Source organism: Vibrio sp. SCSIO 43136, from assembly GCF_023716565.1.
Lineage (GTDB): Bacteria > Pseudomonadota > Gammaproteobacteria > Enterobacterales > Vibrionaceae > Vibrio.
In genome coordinates this window covers 1253294-1270931 of sequence record NZ_CP071848.1, presented here as the reverse complement: position 1 = coordinate 1270931, position 17638 = coordinate 1253294, and the positions used below count along the sequence as shown (strand labels likewise).

Below are 17638 nucleotides of genomic sequence, written 5' to 3'. Positions count from 1 at the left end.
AATAATAATCTTACTGATGTTCTTCGCTTAACAGATCATCTTTGGCCGCTTGTAGGTATTGCATCATCGACCAGTAAGTTAGGAATGTGGCGATGTAGAGCGCTGCATAGCCCATCCAAACCATCCACTCATCGTACTGCCAAATCAGTACCCATAAGGCGAACATCTGGGAGACGGTTTTTACTTTGCCCACCCAAGATACAGCCACGCTCGAACGCTTACCAATTTCAGCCATCCATTCGCGCAGCGCAGAGATGATGATCTCGCGAGCAATCATGGTGATAGCGGGAATAGTTATCCAGATTGAATGGTAGTCTTCAGTAATCAAGATGAGAGCGGTTGCCACCATCACTTTATCTGCGACTGGGTCTAAGAATGCCCCAAAGCGAGAAGTTTGGCCTAACTTGCGTGCTAACAGTCCATCTAGCCAATCCGTAAAGCCAGCCACCCAGAAAACGGAAGCTGCCGCAAATGGTGCCCATGAGTAGGGAAGATAAAACACCACAACGAATACCGGAATGAGAATAAGTCGCAATAGCGTAAGAATATTTGGGATGGTAAAACGCATATTTATTAGGCTCTTAGAAGTTGCACGCTAATGTTGCGTCAATTCCGTTATTGTTTCAATGCTTGATAGATATTTTCTGCCAAAGAATGGCTGATACCTGGCACTTTGGCTATTTCTTCGACGCTGGCACGCTTTAACTCTTGCAAACCACCCATGTACTTTAGTAAGGCTTGACGACGTTTAGGTCCTACCCCTTCTATCCCTTCTAAGGCACTAGTGCGACGAGTCTTACCTCTTTTGGCGCGATGGCCTGAGATTGCATGGTTATGACTTTCATCTCGAATGTGCTGGATCAAGTGCAATGAAGGTGCATCGGATGGGAGATTAAACTCCTCTCCGTCAGTGGTGATCAAGGTTTCAAGCCCAGGCTTACGTGTCACCCCTTTGGCAATACCAATCAAAATGGGACGTTTAGACCATTCGTGCCAATGCTGAGCGATCATCTCGTGGGCTTTATTGAGCTGCCCCTTACCACCATCAATGAAAATGACATCGGGGACCTTTTCAATATCGAGCTGCTTTGAGTAGCGGCGTTCAAGCACCTGCGCCATCGCAGCATAGTCATCCCCTCCAGTAATGCCGGTGATGTTATAACGTCGATACTCTTGCTTGAGCGGCCCTTCTTGATTAAACACTACACAAGATGCAATCGTGCTCTCACCCATGGTATGACTGATATCAAAGCACTCCATGCGTTTGATTTTTTCCAAACCGAGTACTTGCTCAAGCGCTTTAAAGCGTTGAGAGATGGTCATCTTATGGTTGATTTTGGTCGTGATGGCCGTTAATGCATTGGTATTGGCTAGCTTCAAATAACGGGCACGCTGCCCTTTAGGGTCTAGATGTATAGACACTTTACGGCCAGCTTTTTCAGTCATCGCTTGCTGGAAAGGAATGTTGTCTGGCAGCAAATCACTATTGATCAGCACTTTGCTCGGCAGAGTACGGACTTCACTGTGGCTTAAGTAGTATTGGCTGAGGAAGCTTTCAAACACTTCTTCACGGTCAGTATTGGCCGGAATTTTAGGGAAGTGGCTACGACTGCCCAAGATCTTGCCATGACGAATCATCAAGATATGGATACAGGCAACGCCGTTCTCCTGCGCAAAACCGAGCACATCAATATCGTCCATACTGTCTTCAGAAACAAATTGCTGCTCTTGAACTCGACGAATGGCTTGGATCTGATCTCTTAGCTTTGCTGCATCTTCAAAACGTAAAGAGTGGCTAGCCGCTTCCATCTTTTCGACCAAAGTGGTCACTACTTGCTTATCTTTCCCTTGCAGGAACAGACGCACATAATCCACCAGCTCTGCATATTCTTGGTCGTCAATAATCGTGCTAACACAAGGACCAGCGCATCGGCCAATTTGATACATTAAACACGGTCGGGTGCGATTAGCATACACAGTATCTTCACACTGCCTTACAGGGAAAATCTTCTGCAATAAGTGCAGAGTTTCTCTGACGGCTCCTGAATCAGGATAAGGGCCAAAATACTCCCCTTTGCGCTTCTTAGCGCCACGATGCATCGACAAACGTGGGTGCTTGTGACCGCTAATAAATATGAAAGGGTATGATTTATCATCTCTAAGCAAAACATTGTACTTGGGCAAGTACTGCTTGATGTAGTTGTGCTCAAGGATCAATGCTTCTGTTTCGGTATGCGTTACCGTCACATCAATCTTGTCGATATGACTGACCAAGGCACGGGTCTTCTCATTATCGAGCTTGGCTCGAAAATAACTTGAGAGACGCTTTTTGAGATCTTTGGCTTTACCGACGTATATTACCGTCGACTCGGCGTTATACATTCGATAAACGCCGGGTTGACTGGTAACTGTCTTAAGAAAGGATTGAGAATCAAACACGCGGCTATAAAGTTTCGGTGTCGATCATCCCATGACGAATCGCAAGGTGTGTCAGTTCTACATCACCGCTAATGTCCAATTTTGAGAACAGACGGTAGCGGTAACTGTTAACCGTTTTCGGGCTCAAATTGAGTTGCTCCGAAATGTCAGTCACCTTCTGACCTTTAACAATCATCATCATAATCTGCAATTCACGCTCAGAAAGTTCCTTAAACGGGTTCTCTGAAGCCGATGAAAACTGGCTAAGCGCCATTTGCTGAGCAATTTCAGGAGAAATATAACGCTGACCCGAGTTAACCACTCGAATCGCATTGACCATCTCATCTGGTCCTGCTCCTTTGGTTAAATACCCTGCCGCACCCGCTTGCATCACTTTAGTCGGGAACGGGTTTTCTGTATGAACAGTAAGTACGATGATTTTTACGTCAGGATTGAAACGTAAAATCTTTTTGGTGGCTTCCAAACCGCCGATACCCGGCATGTTCATATCCATCAAAATCACGTCAACATGGTTATTACGACACCATTTGACCGCTTCTTCACCGCTGTCAGCTTCCCCTGCCACATTCATACCACGGACGTCTTCAATAATACGTCGTATCCCTGTGCGAACCAGCTCGTGATCATCTACAAGGAAAACATTTATCAAACTTGTATCTCCACAATCGAATTTGGCTCATCACCTACACTAGCGCCTTACCTGCTAGTGTACCGAAAATCAGTACTCAAACTTACACCCATTATGTGGCACAACGCAAACTTTAGTTACCACTAAAATCAAAATTGAGAACTAGATAAGTATATGATTTATTTTTAACCATTTAGCTCACAACTGTATACCACAACCATTGTGCCTCACTAGGTGCCTGATTGTAGTCGCCATTTTATAACTGGTCGTCTAATTGATTGTAACTGTTAGTGACCGGATTGATAAATAGCAAAAACGTATAAGCGCTATAAAATTCTATTGTGAGGGTTTTTCCAAAGCCGAAACAGACGATTTTTTCTGTTATACTCGCCACTTATTGAAGTTGTTGATTGGTTTGTTGTGTCTGTACAGTCCGGATTTGTTTTAACTCGCCATGCCCGAGACGTACGTGGCAAAGCCCAGATCGAGCTATGGGTCACTTCAGATAATGGTCCTCAGCAACTGCTATTGTCAGACCAAAAGCCTGTTTTTTTCATTCATCAACAAGATATGAGCCAAGCGCAGCAGTTGGCTCGTAGCCAAAACCTTTCCATAGAGCTCAAATCACTTCCACTGACTACTTTTGATCATCAAGCTATCTGTGCGGTTTACACCACCACTATTCGTCAATCCCAACAAATGGCGGCTCTATTAAGCGACAATGAGATTTTGCACTTTGAAGCGGATATTCGCCTTGCCGATCGGTTTTTGATGGAACGATTTATCCAAGGTGGTATCACTTTCGATGGAGAGGTGCGGACACACCCAAAGCATCGAAGTGTTCACAATGCGAAAGCTAAATCAGACGAATACACACCAAAATTAACCATGGTGTCACTTGATTTTGAATGCAGTGAGAAAGGTATCTTATATTCTGTGGGGCTACACAGTGCACTCGATAGCCGAGTGATCATGATTGGTGTGCCTGAACCCACTCAAACACCTGTGCAGTGGGTCGAAAATGAAGTGGCGCTACTGAAAGCTCTTTTTGACTGGTTTGAGCAATACGATCCAGACGTCATCATCGGATGGAGCGTGATAGATTTTGATTTTCGCCTGCTGGCAAGACGCTGTGAATGGCATAAACTGCCACTAGCGATTGGCCGAGGCGGACAAAATGCCCACTTTCGCCAGTCCAGTAATACCAATCAGGGCTTTATCACCATTCCAGGTCGAGTGGTACTTGACGGAATAGATACACTTAAAACAGCCACCTACCACTTCCGCAGCTGGTCACTTGAGTCAGTCTCGCAAGAGTTGCTTGGTGAAGGTAAAGAGATCCATAACGTTCATGACCGCATGGACGAAATCAACCGTATGTTCCGTGAAGACAAACCTTCACTCGCCAAGTACAACCTACAAGACTGTGTGCTGGTGACCAAGATCTTCGACAAAACCCACCTGCTTGAATTTGCCATTGAGCGAAGCAAACTGACCGGGGTCGAGCTTGATCGCATTGGCGGTTCGGTTGCCGCCTTTACCAACCTCTATCTGCCTAGGCTTCACCGAGCTAACTATGTAGCGCCTAATCTGCACCCTGAAAACTGGCTCGCCAGTCCCGGTGGCTATGTGATGGACTCCATTCCTGGCCTCTATGACTCGGTATTGGTATTAGACTTCAAAAGCCTGTATCCATCAATAATCCGCAGCTTTCTTATCGACCCGTTAGGCTTGATTGAAGGATTAAAACTACCGATTGGCAATACAGCAGACACTGCGGTAGAGGGCTTTCGTGGCGGACAGTTCCATCGTGAGCATCACTTCCTGCCTAAGATGATCGAAGGGCTGTGGAGCGCTCGTGACAGAGCAAAACGCAACAATGAACAGGCTTTCTCTCAGGCAATTAAGATTATCATGAACTCATTTTATGGGGTGCTGGGCTCTTCTGGCTGCCGATTTTTTGATACTCGCTTAGCATCTTCCATTACCATGCGTGGCCACGAGATCATGAAACAGACCAAGCGCTTAATCGAAGCCCAAGGTTATCAGGTCATTTACGGCGATACCGACTCAACCTTTGTTTCTTTAACCAAAGCGCACAGCCAAAAGGATGCCGATGCCATCGGCAAAAAGCTGGTTGAGCATATCAATCATTGGTGGAACGAGCACATACAACAAGAATTCGGCCTCAGCTCCTGTTTGGAGTTGGAGTACGAAACCCATTATCGTAAGTTCCTGATGCCAACCATTCGTGGTTCTGAGGCAGGTTCGAAAAAGCGTTATGCTGGGCTGATTGGTGAAGGAAAGCAAGAAAAGCTCATATTCAAAGGATTAGAGAGTGCTCGCACCGACTGGACGCCGCTTGCACAAACTTTTCAGCAGCAGTTGTACCAAATGGTCTTCCACAACCAAGACCCTAGCGATTACATTCGCAGTTATGTTGAACAAACCAACAATGGCGAATTCGATGATCAACTGGTGTATCAAAAGCGCTTGCGCCGGAAACTGGCAGACTATCAGAAAAACATCCCACCGCAGGTGAGAGCCGCTCGTATGGCCGATGACATCAATCAGAAGCTTGGTCGCCCATTGCAATATCAAAGCCGTGGTCGTATCGAGTATCTAATTACTGTTAATGGCCCTGAACCCAAAGAGTATCGCTCCAGCCAGATTGACTATCAGCACTACATCGATAAGCAAATCAAACCCGTTGCTGATGCTATCTTGCCTTTCATAAATATGGACTTCGAACAATTAATAGCACCACAACTTGGACTATTTTAATCCATCTTTGAACGGCAATACTCGATGTACTTACCAAGTGGTAATGAACGGCTGTAATACCAACCTTGGACAAGCACATTATCCCCAGATGGCATGTGTGCCATCTGCTCAGGGGTTTCGACCCCCTCGACCACTAAATCTAGCTCCAACGTATTGGCGATATTAAGCACACTATCAAACACCTTTCGGCCCCGTTCAGTATTCAGTGCCAGTACAAAACTTCGATCAATTTTTATCGCATCTAAATCAAACTGATTTAAATAGCTCAATGAAGAGTAACCCGTACCAAAGTCATCAATAGAAATTTGTACCCCGCGTTTGTGGCATTCGTTAATCACCGAATGAAGCACGCTTTGATCAGTGAGGAGAGTTTCTTCCGTAATTTCGAGATGGATATCCTTGGCGACTGGATCAATGAGGTCCAGAAGGGTTTGAAAGTACTTGGCATCGGTTAAGGTTTCGGGCGAGACGTTGATTGAAACAGCGCCTTCCACCCCTTGCTGCTTCATTACACCAATCTCTCTCACCACTTTTTTAACCACCCACAGGTCAAGATCCTTCATCATTCCAGCTTTTTCAATCCAGGGCAGAAACTTAAAAGGTGGCTCAATATTGCCATGCTCATCTTTAGCTCGGATTAAAGCTTCACATGCTTTGACTCGGTCAGTTCGAGGATCGACTTGAGGCTGGTACTCCAAAAAAAACTCTTTACTGCTAATAGACTCAAGCTGGGTTTCAATTGTCGAGAACTCCGTCAATCGCTTTTGGGCTTCAACAACTGGGTCTACCGCTAAGATTTGTGCTTCTTCTTTACGCCGGGTGTAGGTAGTATCCAGCGCCGCTAAGTAGATTGATTTTTGCGAAAACTGCCTTTCCGTCAACAGCACAAATGGCGCATAGATTACTGCCCCCACCAGCAAATTGAACATCTGAAGCAGCACTGCATTCATATCACCATTGGTAGCAACCCAGGCATTAATAAACATCGGGCTGTTGAATGGGACCGAAACATGGGGAGAAGTTACCCAGCCCATATCAATCGCATACATCCCCATATAACTGTTTAACATCGGAACGATAACAAACGGCAAAAACAGTCTAGGGTTAAAGATAATCGGCAACCCAAACAGCAATAGCTCGTTAACGTTCACCAAACCAATCGGGATGCTCGCCAAAGCGATGATACGTAAGTTCTTTTGCTTACTCAGTGCCAATATGGCAATCACTAAAGAAAATGTCGCACCACTCCCCCCTAAAAAGACAAAACTGCCCATAAAAGAGAGGTTCATATGATAGGTACCTTCACCACCCGCTGCGAACACCGAATAGTTAAGGTTTATCGCTTGTTGCAAGGCATCAATATAAGGCAGTAGAGCGTAATAACCATGAATACCCAGAAACCAAAACGTCGAGTTTAGAAAGCTAAATTTCGCCCCAAATTCATAGGGTTCGCTCGCATAATCATAGAAGATAAATTGAGTGAAGCTTGCCCAGGCAATCAACTTGAAAATCAGTCCATTGATGATGACGGCAATCACCCCGGTGAGCATGCCGGGCAACACTAGGTTCAGGGACTCTTTTACCAATTGGCCAGCGGTATCGATGCTGACCAAGCGACCAAAGCGTCGATTATAGAAATAAGCGATGAGCGGCACAGTATAAAGTGGCGTCACAATCGCCATCAAAATGCTGTAAGTCAGCATCAAATCACGGTCGACCACTTGTTCTCTGAGTATCAGCAGGAAAATAATCGACAACATGGCTACTGGCGGGCGTGGCAAGCGCCATTGCATGGCTAAGATATAGCAAACCGATGCCGACAACAGAAAAGGGAATGCTTGAGTGATGACACCATGAATTTGATAGAGATCTTCTATCCACGTCAGCCGCCTGCCATAGGCAAACTCACCGATTGCGGCAACAAATAACAGTAGTGATGATAGCATCAGGCATGGGACCAGCCACAACAACCCTTCTCGCAAGGCTCGTAAGCTGGGCGAGATAAATTTTTCGACGCTGTTGGTCAAAGGTTTCCCGACCCTTAATACATCAATAGGCATGATTTTCTTTAATAGTTATCAACACTTATAACAGTAGCATACCCTGCACAATTCCGAGGTATTAGAAGCAGATTTAATGACCTAGCTCTGAGAACACGACCTTGGTGCATTCATATTTCGAGGCCAACACTAACGCTAACCGATTCTAAATTCGGTTCTTTGGTAGGATTTGACCAGCCAACGACCATAGTCATCGAGGATCGATATTGAAGCACGTTTAGGTACAGGTTTGCCCGAATACAAAATCACCAATCGTTCGACCTCAGTGCGCTTTTTGGGGTGGTATTTAAGAAACTGTTTTCCGCACTCAATGGGATCTTCGATCCACTGTTTATCTTTATGCATGATCAAAGAGTAACTCGCACGGAGCAGTTTCTTGGCTATGATTTGTTGTGCGGCGACTTGAGTCTGCAAGGATTCAGCCTTGACGATTTTCTGGCGATAGAGGCTTAGCCACTCTTCGACATCCATATTCCAATGCTTGGCGATCTCCCAGCTTGGCTCAAAATCGCCAAAACTGTCAGACAAGTCGGTCCCCTCAATGCACACGCAGCAGTGGCGAAGCATGAAGCCCCAAGTGAATATGCTTTCTAATGTCAGCACATCGCCTATCGTCGCCGTCTGGACTGAAATTCCAGTGATGGCAGGATACTTACGAGTAAATTGCCATTTGATGGTATTGATAAGACTCTTATCCTTCTCACTCAGCTCTCGGCTACAGATAATCACTATATCGAGATTTGAGCGCCCCGGAATGGCCTTCTTTCGTGCCACGCTACCAAACAAATAGAGGCTATGTAGATTCGAGCCTAATCCGCCTCGAAGATAATGCTTCAGGCTCTGGATTAATTCAGCATACTCTGCTTGGAACGGTTGTTGAGGATCTATCGTAGGTAACATCGCACAGCTTAATTATGTAAACGCTGCGGCGTAGTTTCTCGCAGCTTTAGGAGGGAATCAAGCGACAGCGAAAGCTTAATAAACAGAGGTTTGAAATTCATCCAACTTGGTTTGTATTTGTTCGATTTGCCTCACAAGCTCAGGCGAGCTGTGTTCAAACTCAGCAGCGAGCGTCGATATCCAACCCGTAGTCAAAGCGACGCCTAGTTTTTTCGCCATACACACTAAAAACGCATACTCATCAATGACACCATCCGCCAGATGAAGTGGCTGGGGAAGTTGGTAAGACGGCGAGTAGTGGCGAACTCCTCGTAAGCTCATGGGCTCTCCCAATCGCCTCGCACTGGCGAAATCGATAAGTTTCAGCACTTGGTTGGAATCAACAATGATATTGGAGCACTTAACATCTCCGTGCAGATAACCAGCTTGATGCAACTGACGAATCGTGTCCAGCAGTGCTATCCACGAGTGAGCAGGCAATTCTATATCTGTATACTTGGATAACGGCTCACCTTCGCACCAGTCACACAGTAACAGCGCCTGTTGGCCGACTTTATCGAAATGAAGCAAGGTAGGTGCGACACTTACATGGCGCACTCGTTGAAGCACTAAAGCCTCGTGAGAGAGTATCTGACTCTCCACCACCCCTTGCGCCAACTTTACCTTTAACGGGCCTTGAGGCGTGGTCAATTTACACACCTGCGGGCTCAGCCAACAGCGTTCTCCCGCAGGCAAGGTCGTATCAAACAGTTCACTGACCGACATCAAAGTTGCACTGGCAGTTTTAACTGCTCAAACAGACCCGGCGTGAAGGCTTGTGACACGCTTTTCGACTTCACTCTAAGTAGGATTTCTTGCTCGGCATTGAGATAGCGCCAAGAGATCTCTTCGCTACCAACTAAAGTGGCGCTTTGCATCTTATCTGCGATTCTAAACCAGCTCCATACCCCTTCAACCTTGTCGCGGGTATCACCGCCGCTGGTATCTTTGGTCACAATCAAGATATCTTGCGGTTGATTGGCAGGGATCGGCCAGCTTTGCTTACGCCATAGTGTTGGGCCGTTTTGGTATTCAAACAGACGAGTGCCCGCTTCAAACGCAAACCGAGTTAAGTCTGGCGACATTTTTTGCGCCTTAACCAAAAACTCAAAACCGAGCTTTCCATCGGTAAATACGCTGTCCTGAAGCTGCGCTGTTTTATCGATAAACTGTTGATACAAAGGCGACAAGCGAGTGAAGTCATCATGTATAAACCCACGCAGCAAGGTTTCACTAGGCGCAACCGATTCAAAGTAGGGCGCATATTTGGCCGCAAACTGATCAACCTTACCTCCTTTAACAAAAAAGGCTTCGACATCGGTGATGGTCGCATCAAACTGCGCCGATTTATCAAACGGATATCTACCCGCAATACGCTCGCGATAGAAAGAGACCACTTGCGACCAATCTTGGTTGATCTCAGCTAACATCGCATGGGATGCAAGCTTATTGAGTAGCTGAGCATGTCCCTGCATCATTGCAGGTAAGATAGGATCGCTGTAATCATTAGCCAAGCGCTCTAGCTGAGCAATCGGGTTACTCGAGTCCGAGTTTTTCGACTGCTCCAAGAAATACGCCCCACGACTCGACGCCTGCTTAGATTTTTCCACCCATTCTTTAGTGGTGCGGATCTGCGTCATCGCCACGTCAAATCGACTTTGACCCACGTCAGTTTGCGCAAGCAAGTTATGTAACGACGTAAAAGGTGCCGCAATCGAGGAAACAACCGTTTCTTTGGTATTACTTGCGGCAGCATCTTGCTGGCTCGACGCTGCTGCCGAGGCTGCTTGGTCTGCAGCGGCTGGTGCTGTCACTAAATAGGTATTTTGGTCAATCAGGGTGTAAAAACGCAGCAAAGGCGAGAACACCGGGTCCACCACTTGTTCCAATTGCAATTGACTGGTGCCCCAGTCGGTAACACCAACCCAATCAATACTGGTGCTCAGCGCTTGCCAGTATTGAATGTACTCTTGCACATAGCGCTGACGCAGCTGTCGGTTAATGCGGTTCATCTCCGCCTCACCGTTGATTCGCCCCATGACACCTTCATAAGATTGGGTTGCTTCTGTTGCTAGCTGTAGCCCTGTCTCATTGTACAGCTCCTCAAACCCCTGTTTGGTAAATACATAAGGGATCAAGTAGCCGCTAAAACCATCTTTAAAGGTAAACAATGCCTGATAGTTAGACGGCAATTTCTCACGAAAATCAACGCGTCGAGCAAACTGTGGGTGCTGCAAGATATGTTGATACAGTAATTCACTCATATCCTCAGAAGAGAGAGATGAACGCACTAAGGCAAGCAGCTCAGGGTCTGACTCCGGTGGCACAGCCCCTGTGCTCAGCACATCTCTTGCTAGCAACTCGAAGTTTTTCAGGGTGTCTATGTCCCCTTCCCCTTCTTCTTTGAGAGAGTCAAGGTAGTAGTCCACCAAAGGCTTCACATGAGCTCGATTAGGGTTATACAGTAGCTGATGGTAGTTAAGCAGCTCTAACATTTTGACTTTATCGTCTAAAGAGTTGTACACGAACATATCTTTAGAGATGTAGTCACGCATCAAGTCGAGTAATACCGTGCTTAACTCAGTGTGGTACGCTTGGTGTACATACTGCTCAATGCTTGAATTGGGTAACCACTCAATGATGTACCAGGGCTTTTGATCTTGTGCATAGAGCATGTGGATGCGACGCAACTCAGCCAGACTAAACACCGGAGAAGAGAGGTCGTCTGGAATGATGGGATCATTCTTGAGGTGTTCTTTATACAGTTCTAACTGCGCAATCGCTTTGTTATCCAACGCTTGTTGATGTTCAAAATTGAGTTTGAACAAGTAGATCAAACTGCCAAACAGCGCCAACAAGCCAAACGAGATCGCTAAGCGACTGTATCGGTATTGCCACTCTTTGGTCTTATGCACCCCAACCAATGCACTCTCTTTAACAATGCAATTACGAATAAGGTTCTTACCAAACAAACTCGGGCTATTCGCCACGACCGTTTGAGCAGACAAGCGGCTCAAACCGAGGTCAGAGGCATTAATCATTGTCATGACATCGGTAGAGGTTACCTGTCCACCCGCATTGACGAAGAAATAACCGCGCAAATTGAGCGCAACTTCGTCAAACTGATGCTCACTAAAGGTCAGCGATAAAAAATCTTCTAACTCGTAACGTAACGCTTGCAACTGGTACAAGCCCGCTACTGATGAAGAGCGATACTCTTCGTTGAGTTGCTGCTGCAAAGTTTCACTGGTGGATGACGACAAGTTGGCAACCAATTGGTCGAAAGATTGATTAAACCAATCACGATCATAACCCGTAGTCACACCTTGAGGTTTAAGCGAGCCAAACGGCTGATCTCTTTTAGCTTCCTCTAGGGTTGAAAACAGCTCACAGAAATCTTTGATACCCGCCATCTCAGCAAATACGCAATAGCTCGGGATCGTCAGTCCAGTTTTGGCGTTTAAGTCACTGAGAGTATTACGATACTTTAAACTTAGCTCGTTAACAGATAGCTCAGTGCTGTTGACCAGCTTCCCTAGGCTAACCGCACAAATCACCCCATTAAGCGCTTGACGTGGGCGCTTTTGGTTAAGCAAGCGATAGAGAATTTCCAGCCCTTGCTGACGATCAGCTTCAGGCTTAGTTAAATCAAGTGTGACTAGCACGCAGGACTCTGATACCCAAAAACGAAACACGTATTCATCGTCAGGCTCCGACTCAGTCGTTTCGACCAATTCAAACCCCATTTGCGCCAGCCAAGATGACTGTTGGGCGCTACGCTCTTCCAATTGGATGTACCACGGCACCAAATAAGGATTACTCGCAAGCTTGGTATGTTTGTGCCATATCAGATTAAAACGGCTAGAAATACCTCGTTCACGCCATTGGTAAACTTTCACCTGCTCTGGATCTGGCTTCTCTCGACGTAAGAACTTATACAGTGCCAAACTGAATAAGCCACTCACGAGTATAAGCACAGCAGCTTGAAGCGTTGGTTGCCACCAAGGGGTCAACCATAGCCAGTTCATCGCCCAACAGATCGCACCAAAAGACGCCAGCAAAACAACAAACAGCAGCAGTGACCAAAAAATCGCAGGACGTTTTTCCATTAGTACACCTCACTGAGCATAAACGCATCCGTGATGCCACTAGCCTTGGCTGTACCTAAGATCTGATTGGCACCTTCTTTGGTGTCATTAATACTTATCACCCGAAACTTACCTTTCCATGGTTGTACTGTTGAATTAGGGATCTTGACTTGGTGCCACGCGATGAAGCGCTCTGCATCACTTCGGGAACTGAATATCGCAAGTTGCACTATCCACTTAAGGCCTATATCTTCCACACCTGTGATACCATCCAAGCCCGGCGGTACTTTGAGCTCATCGGTAGTACTGCGGTAGATGTATTCTCGCTCTTCATTACGAGGGAAATAAAAGGGCTTACTAAAGTCTTCTAGCGTCGTAAAAGGGAGCGCTCGCTGTGGGGCAACCGCATCGTACCAATATTGAAGACCACTCCAGGTCACAACAACACTTAAGAAAAACAACGCAAAATAGCGCCAAAAGCGCACAGGTTTTTTAGGTTTGATCGCATTGGAGGCAGAATCGATATCCGCATCAACACTGGCAATACGCACGTTTGGTTCTTCACTCTGACGGGCAAATACCGACTCTTCCAAGCGTTGATAAAGCACATTCACTTGCTCTTTACCGGTCTCGCGGTAACGCCCACGAAAGCCCATTTTGAGCAAGATATAGATAAGTTCTAACAAATCAGCGAGCAGCACCGGCTGTAACAGCGCTCTTTCCGCCAGCACATAAAACTGCTCACCACCATTTTTGATCCCAAATAGCTCAGCGACCAAGGTTTGGTGCTCCCACCCTGCATCTTCGCCCCAACTAGAGTGCATGATTTGCTCATCTAGCATCACGGCCAGCAGGAAACAGCTTTTGTCTGAAACAGAGGGTGGGTAGTCTAGCTTAGCGATCTGATACTTTAGCTCTGTAATGGCGCTTTTAAGTCCAGTTCTATACGCCAACATATCTTCTGGTTGCTGCATGCGTTTCACCGAAACACATAAAGAGAGCAACTGAGAGGATGCGTCCAATAATGGGTTTTGAAACAACTGCCCATGCTTAAGCGCTTGAGAAAAACGCGCTTGATTTTTTAACGCATTAGAGTAGCCAAGCGGGGTGAAGCTATTCTCTAGATGATCCGATCCCGGCGAATTGGGTTCAACGACACTGATGGTTTCTTCATCAAACACTTGCTCCATAGCATCACCCTAGCGCATACAGTTTAATGGAAACATCGGGAATTCGATTATCGACATGAAGCGCAAGTGGCTCACGTTGGTGCTTCATGCTCAGCCAATACTCATGAGAAGTCTCAATTTCAAAGTATGCAACATCAGCCTGAGCTTTTAACTCGTTCGGAGCCACAGGAAGCGGAGAGATTTTGATCCCTGACTGACTATTGCGAACCAAATCGGCAATCAAACTTAGACCAGATAACGTACAGGCGCTTGGGAACACTTGTGACAATGCCGCAGAACCCACGGACGACATCACCGAAATCACAAAGCGACGGCTTTCCAGTTGACCCAAGTTCGGCAGAGCCACACGAAGCAAGCGACGTTTTTCAAACAGATTGGCATCCCAACTGAACTCCATCACATTGTCACTTTGCACCACCGATAGCTTGTCGCGTAGCTGTGAGAACAAGTCCCCAAACAGCTGCTGCATTGCCACTTTCTCCATTGGTGCTGGCGGCTGGGCAACACCTAAATTGAATGTTTCAAGCTCAGATGAGAAAGTAACCAACCCCATGTAGAGATCGGCGACGAGTGTATGTGGGTTTTCGTGACTCAAGTGTAACCAAGGGATCCAGCGGTTGAGGGTTTGCAACCACATGAACTCTCGCATCAAACTGATATCACTTTTGGTTTGTTGCCCAGCACCAATTCGCTGCGACACATTCACCGCTCGCGACTGAGCCAACAAGTTAAGCTCTTTTAGTCGCTCTTTTAGCAGTGATGAAGCACCGAGTTGAATAGCGTCTGGAATGAAACTTTTATCAAGCACCACCTCTCCGCCTTCACGCCTCTCAAGAACTTTGGCAACAGCAATGGTGGCAAGGCCAGTCAGCTCTTCATCTTCTAGAACCAAGCGTAAGTTAGGCTCAGCTAATGTGGCTTCAACTGCACTTTGGTCGTTGTCGCTCGCATCAAACAGATTCGATTGCGAGATAGAGTAACGCTTACGAGCAGGCTTTTCTCCGTACTCATTCTCCCCTTCAACCGATAGCGGCAACGCTAAATAAATCACTTTATTGACCGTGCCTTGGGGAATATCGAGTAGCAACTCGCTACGACTATGGAATGGCGTGCCATCGGCAAAAATACCGCTACAGTGCACAATACCGATTTTACCTAGCTTTAAATAGTTCGATTCAATCTCAAGCTCTGAAACCCCACTGAGCTCTCGAGAGCCAGTCATGCCAACATATTGATGTACGTATTGCTGGCTATAGCGTTCCTGCTGTTGAAAGTGCTGCGGAGCAATGAACATGCCCTCTTTCCATACAACTTTGCTTTGGCGTTTCAATTGATACTCCTTAAAAAACTTTCCACCACGCACTATCTACTGGCTGGCTTATTTCCACTTTGCCGCTGGTAATTCGAATGTAGATAGGGTTTTCCTGAGGTTCGGCACTTAATGCAAGGTGAGCAGTTGTGGTTGCTCCATCGTAATCGGCAAACTCTGCCAATAGCCCCAGGTACTTCGTTTGTTGCTGCACTTCGAGTTTTAGACTTCTTTTTTCCCCGGGCAACACGGGATCAAGGGTTCTGGAATCAATGAGTGATCCGGCTAAAACCGTTTGGTCTGAGCTATAAAGACTAAGAAAGTCCGCTTTTAGAAAACTGCCGACATCTGACAATTGGTAAACTCGAACCACTACAGGCCTGGCTTTATCATCGTCAAAGACATTGATTTCATTGCCCGCTTCGATATATACCTGCAACTCAACAGGCGGCGTAAACGCATCACCACTTGAACTGCACGCCGTGATTAAAAGCATCAACACTAAACTCAATACAACTCGGATTTTATTCACCGCTTCTCTCTTAGCTGCTCAAACAGCAGCGCTGAAAACTGGTGATAAAACTCGCGTCGTTCTTGCTTACGATTGAACTGCTTTTTATATAACGACCAATATTTTTTCTCTTTATTGCCCCATCCAGTGATGTAGTCATCAAACTCATCTTCAAGATTATCTGGATTGAGCGTATCGAGAAATTTCTCAAGCGTTGCTTCAATGCATTCCGTTAGTCTTTCTTTATCAATACTGGCGGTTAAATGATGTTGCTGCTGCTCGATAATGGCGTTTAACTGGCGAATACTCGTCGCCAGTTCTTCGCTTTGACCGCCGTGGCTTACCGTCAGCCCTTTGTTAGCTTCCACGCCAACACTGTCTAGCACCACTTCTTCTGGCTCTAAGTTCTCGACCATGTCCCAATCGTTGTCATCGTCAAAAGGGTCATAACCATAGAGGTCTTCTCCAGTCACATTGTCGGAGTTGAACTTAGGCTCTTTGGTCTGAGTTGGCTCTGGTGCTTTTTCTAACTCAAAGTCACTGGCACTTTCCATCACACTGTCCATTTTAAATGGCGAAGATTCATCTTGCTGAGCGGCAGTTTCTGGCTCAGCTATCGGAGCTTCTTTAGGGGCAAACATGGCGCTCATATCACTGACCAATAAGGTGTATGCCCCCATACGAATTCTGTCTCCGTCAGCGATCTGTCTTGATTCTCCTCGCCCGACGAGTTGATCGTTTACAAACACCCCATTGGTGCTGCGGTCCACAACTTGAAAGCCACTCACTGGATGTGGCAATACTTCAGCATGAACTCTTGATAAAGAACGAGCAAAGTCTGGCAGTTGAATAGCACACTCGAAAGAACGACCGATGGTCCCTCCTTGAGCGGGTAGTGAAACCTGCCGACTGTTCACCTGTTCGTTATCAGGTAATTCAATTAATTGAAAACTAATACTCATGTCTAAATCCCTACTTCCTTATAGACATTTTTGTAGCGCACTATTAAATCTATCCAAAAACCCCGGTGATTTTGCTAAGAAAGTACGAGAGAAATGCACCATCAAGTCCTGTTTCTTGGTTCTCACTTTCTTAAAGTAATCGAGCGGTATGCCTGTATTTTTCATCGATTCTTCAAACACCAGCTCATATTCGTACGCTACATCTAGGTCGCCTTGCCACAACATTTGCAGCAATGCGTCCGCATCGCGAGGTTTCTTAATAACGTTATAGCCGTTACGCTTCAAATGTAACCACTTGTTAGTGTTAAACTTTGCACCAAATCTCAAACTGTATTTAGCCGTCTCGTCATTCACGTCTTCTGTCACGTTTGGCGAGACAAACCATGCGAGGTATTCCGATATCACAGGTGTCGATGCCTGTGCGTAGCTCGCTCGCTGAGAATTTCCTGAACCTGCGAAAAATCCGTGCATCTGGTCGGTTTCAACCATCAGTTGTGCTTTGTCCCAGCGCATCACACGGATCTCGTAAGGTTGCCCCATACGCTGCATGGCGCATTTGACCCTATCAACAGCGATGCCACCGATTTTTCCGTTGCCATCGACTGTTTGATAAGGCGTCCAGATTTGAGTCGCTAATAACACCCTATCTGCGGCCACCACTCCCGATGAAGCAATGGCTGCACAGACTGTTACTACAACTTTACGTAACCAAGGTTTAGCGCTCAAAA

General features: G+C 46.3%; 13 protein-coding genes. 1 reads left to right on the top strand and 12 read right to left on the bottom strand.

Going from position 1 to position 17638, the window contains the following annotated elements:
• Positions 1-10 precede the first annotated feature (10 nt).
• Genes pgsA through uvrY form a run of 3 tightly spaced genes read right to left on the bottom strand, consistent with a single transcriptional unit; the run spans position 11 to position 3088 of the window.
• Positions 11-568, bottom strand: a complete 558-nt coding sequence (gene pgsA, locus J4N39_RS05970; protein ID WP_252023062.1) for a CDP-diacylglycerol--glycerol-3-phosphate 3-phosphatidyltransferase — start codon at positions 566-568, stop codon at positions 11-13.
• Between the two features lie 47 nt (positions 569-615).
• Positions 616-2439, bottom strand: coding sequence for an excinuclease ABC subunit UvrC (uvrC, locus tag J4N39_RS05965; protein ID WP_252023061.1), 1824 nt, complete (start codon positions 2437-2439; stop codon positions 616-618).
• Between the two features lie 4 nt (positions 2440-2443).
• On the bottom strand, positions 2444-3088 hold the full coding sequence (uvrY, locus tag J4N39_RS05960) for a UvrY/SirA/GacA family response regulator transcription factor (RefSeq protein ID WP_252023060.1): 645 nt from the start codon (positions 3086-3088) through the stop codon (positions 2444-2446).
• A gap of 399 nt (positions 3089-3487) precedes the next feature.
• Between uvrY and J4N39_RS05955 the strand changes: the two genes are divergently transcribed.
• Positions 3488-5851, top strand: a complete 2364-nt coding sequence (locus J4N39_RS05955; protein WP_252023059.1) for a DNA polymerase II — start codon at positions 3488-3490, stop codon at positions 5849-5851.
• Here the strand turns inward: J4N39_RS05955 and J4N39_RS05950 are convergent.
• The 9 genes from J4N39_RS05950 to J4N39_RS05910 form a co-directional block, all read right to left on the bottom strand.
• Positions 5848-7911, bottom strand: a complete 2064-nt coding sequence (locus tag J4N39_RS05950) for a PTS sugar transporter subunit IIC/EAL domain-containing protein (RefSeq protein WP_252023058.1) — start codon at positions 7909-7911, stop codon at positions 5848-5850. The genes J4N39_RS05955 and J4N39_RS05950 overlap by 4 nt on opposite strands.
• Positions 7912-8046: 135 nt before the next feature.
• A complete protein-coding gene (locus J4N39_RS05945) occupies positions 8047-8811 on the bottom strand; it encodes a nucleotidyltransferase domain-containing protein (RefSeq protein ID WP_252023056.1) in 765 nt (254 codons plus the stop codon).
• 75 nt (positions 8812-8886) lie between these two features.
• Positions 8887-9576, bottom strand: a complete 690-nt coding sequence (locus J4N39_RS05940; protein WP_252023054.1) for a protein kinase domain-containing protein — start codon at positions 9574-9576, stop codon at positions 8887-8889.
• Entirely contained in the window at positions 9576-12959 is a 3384-nt protein-coding gene (locus J4N39_RS05935; protein ID WP_252023052.1) for a type VI secretion protein IcmF/TssM N-terminal domain-containing protein, read from the bottom strand. Before J4N39_RS05935 ends, J4N39_RS05940 begins: the two co-directional genes overlap by 1 nt.
• Positions 12959-14128 carry a type IVB secretion system protein IcmH/DotU gene (icmH, locus tag J4N39_RS05930; protein WP_252023050.1) on the bottom strand — a complete coding sequence of 390 codons (1170 nt, stop codon included), beginning with the start codon at positions 14126-14128 and terminating at the stop codon, positions 12959-12961. The genes J4N39_RS05935 and icmH overlap by 1 nt, the downstream gene beginning before the upstream one ends.
• A 4-nt stretch (positions 14129-14132) precedes the next feature.
• Positions 14133-15458, bottom strand: coding sequence for a type VI secretion system baseplate subunit TssK (gene tssK / locus J4N39_RS05925; protein ID WP_252023048.1), 1326 nt, complete (start codon positions 15456-15458; stop codon positions 14133-14135).
• 10 nt (positions 15459-15468) lie between these two features.
• A complete protein-coding gene (gene tssJ / locus J4N39_RS05920) occupies positions 15469-15969 on the bottom strand; it encodes a type VI secretion system lipoprotein TssJ (RefSeq protein ID WP_252023046.1) in 501 nt (166 codons plus the stop codon).
• Positions 15966-16910, bottom strand: a complete 945-nt coding sequence (locus J4N39_RS05915; RefSeq protein ID WP_252023044.1) for an FHA domain-containing protein — start codon at positions 16908-16910, stop codon at positions 15966-15968. The genes tssJ and J4N39_RS05915 overlap by 4 nt, the downstream gene beginning before the upstream one ends.
• 18 nt (positions 16911-16928) lie before the next feature.
• Positions 16929-17636, bottom strand: coding sequence for a substrate-binding periplasmic protein (locus tag J4N39_RS05910; protein ID WP_252023042.1), 708 nt, complete (start codon positions 17634-17636; stop codon positions 16929-16931).
• Positions 17637-17638: the final 2 nt, after the last annotated feature.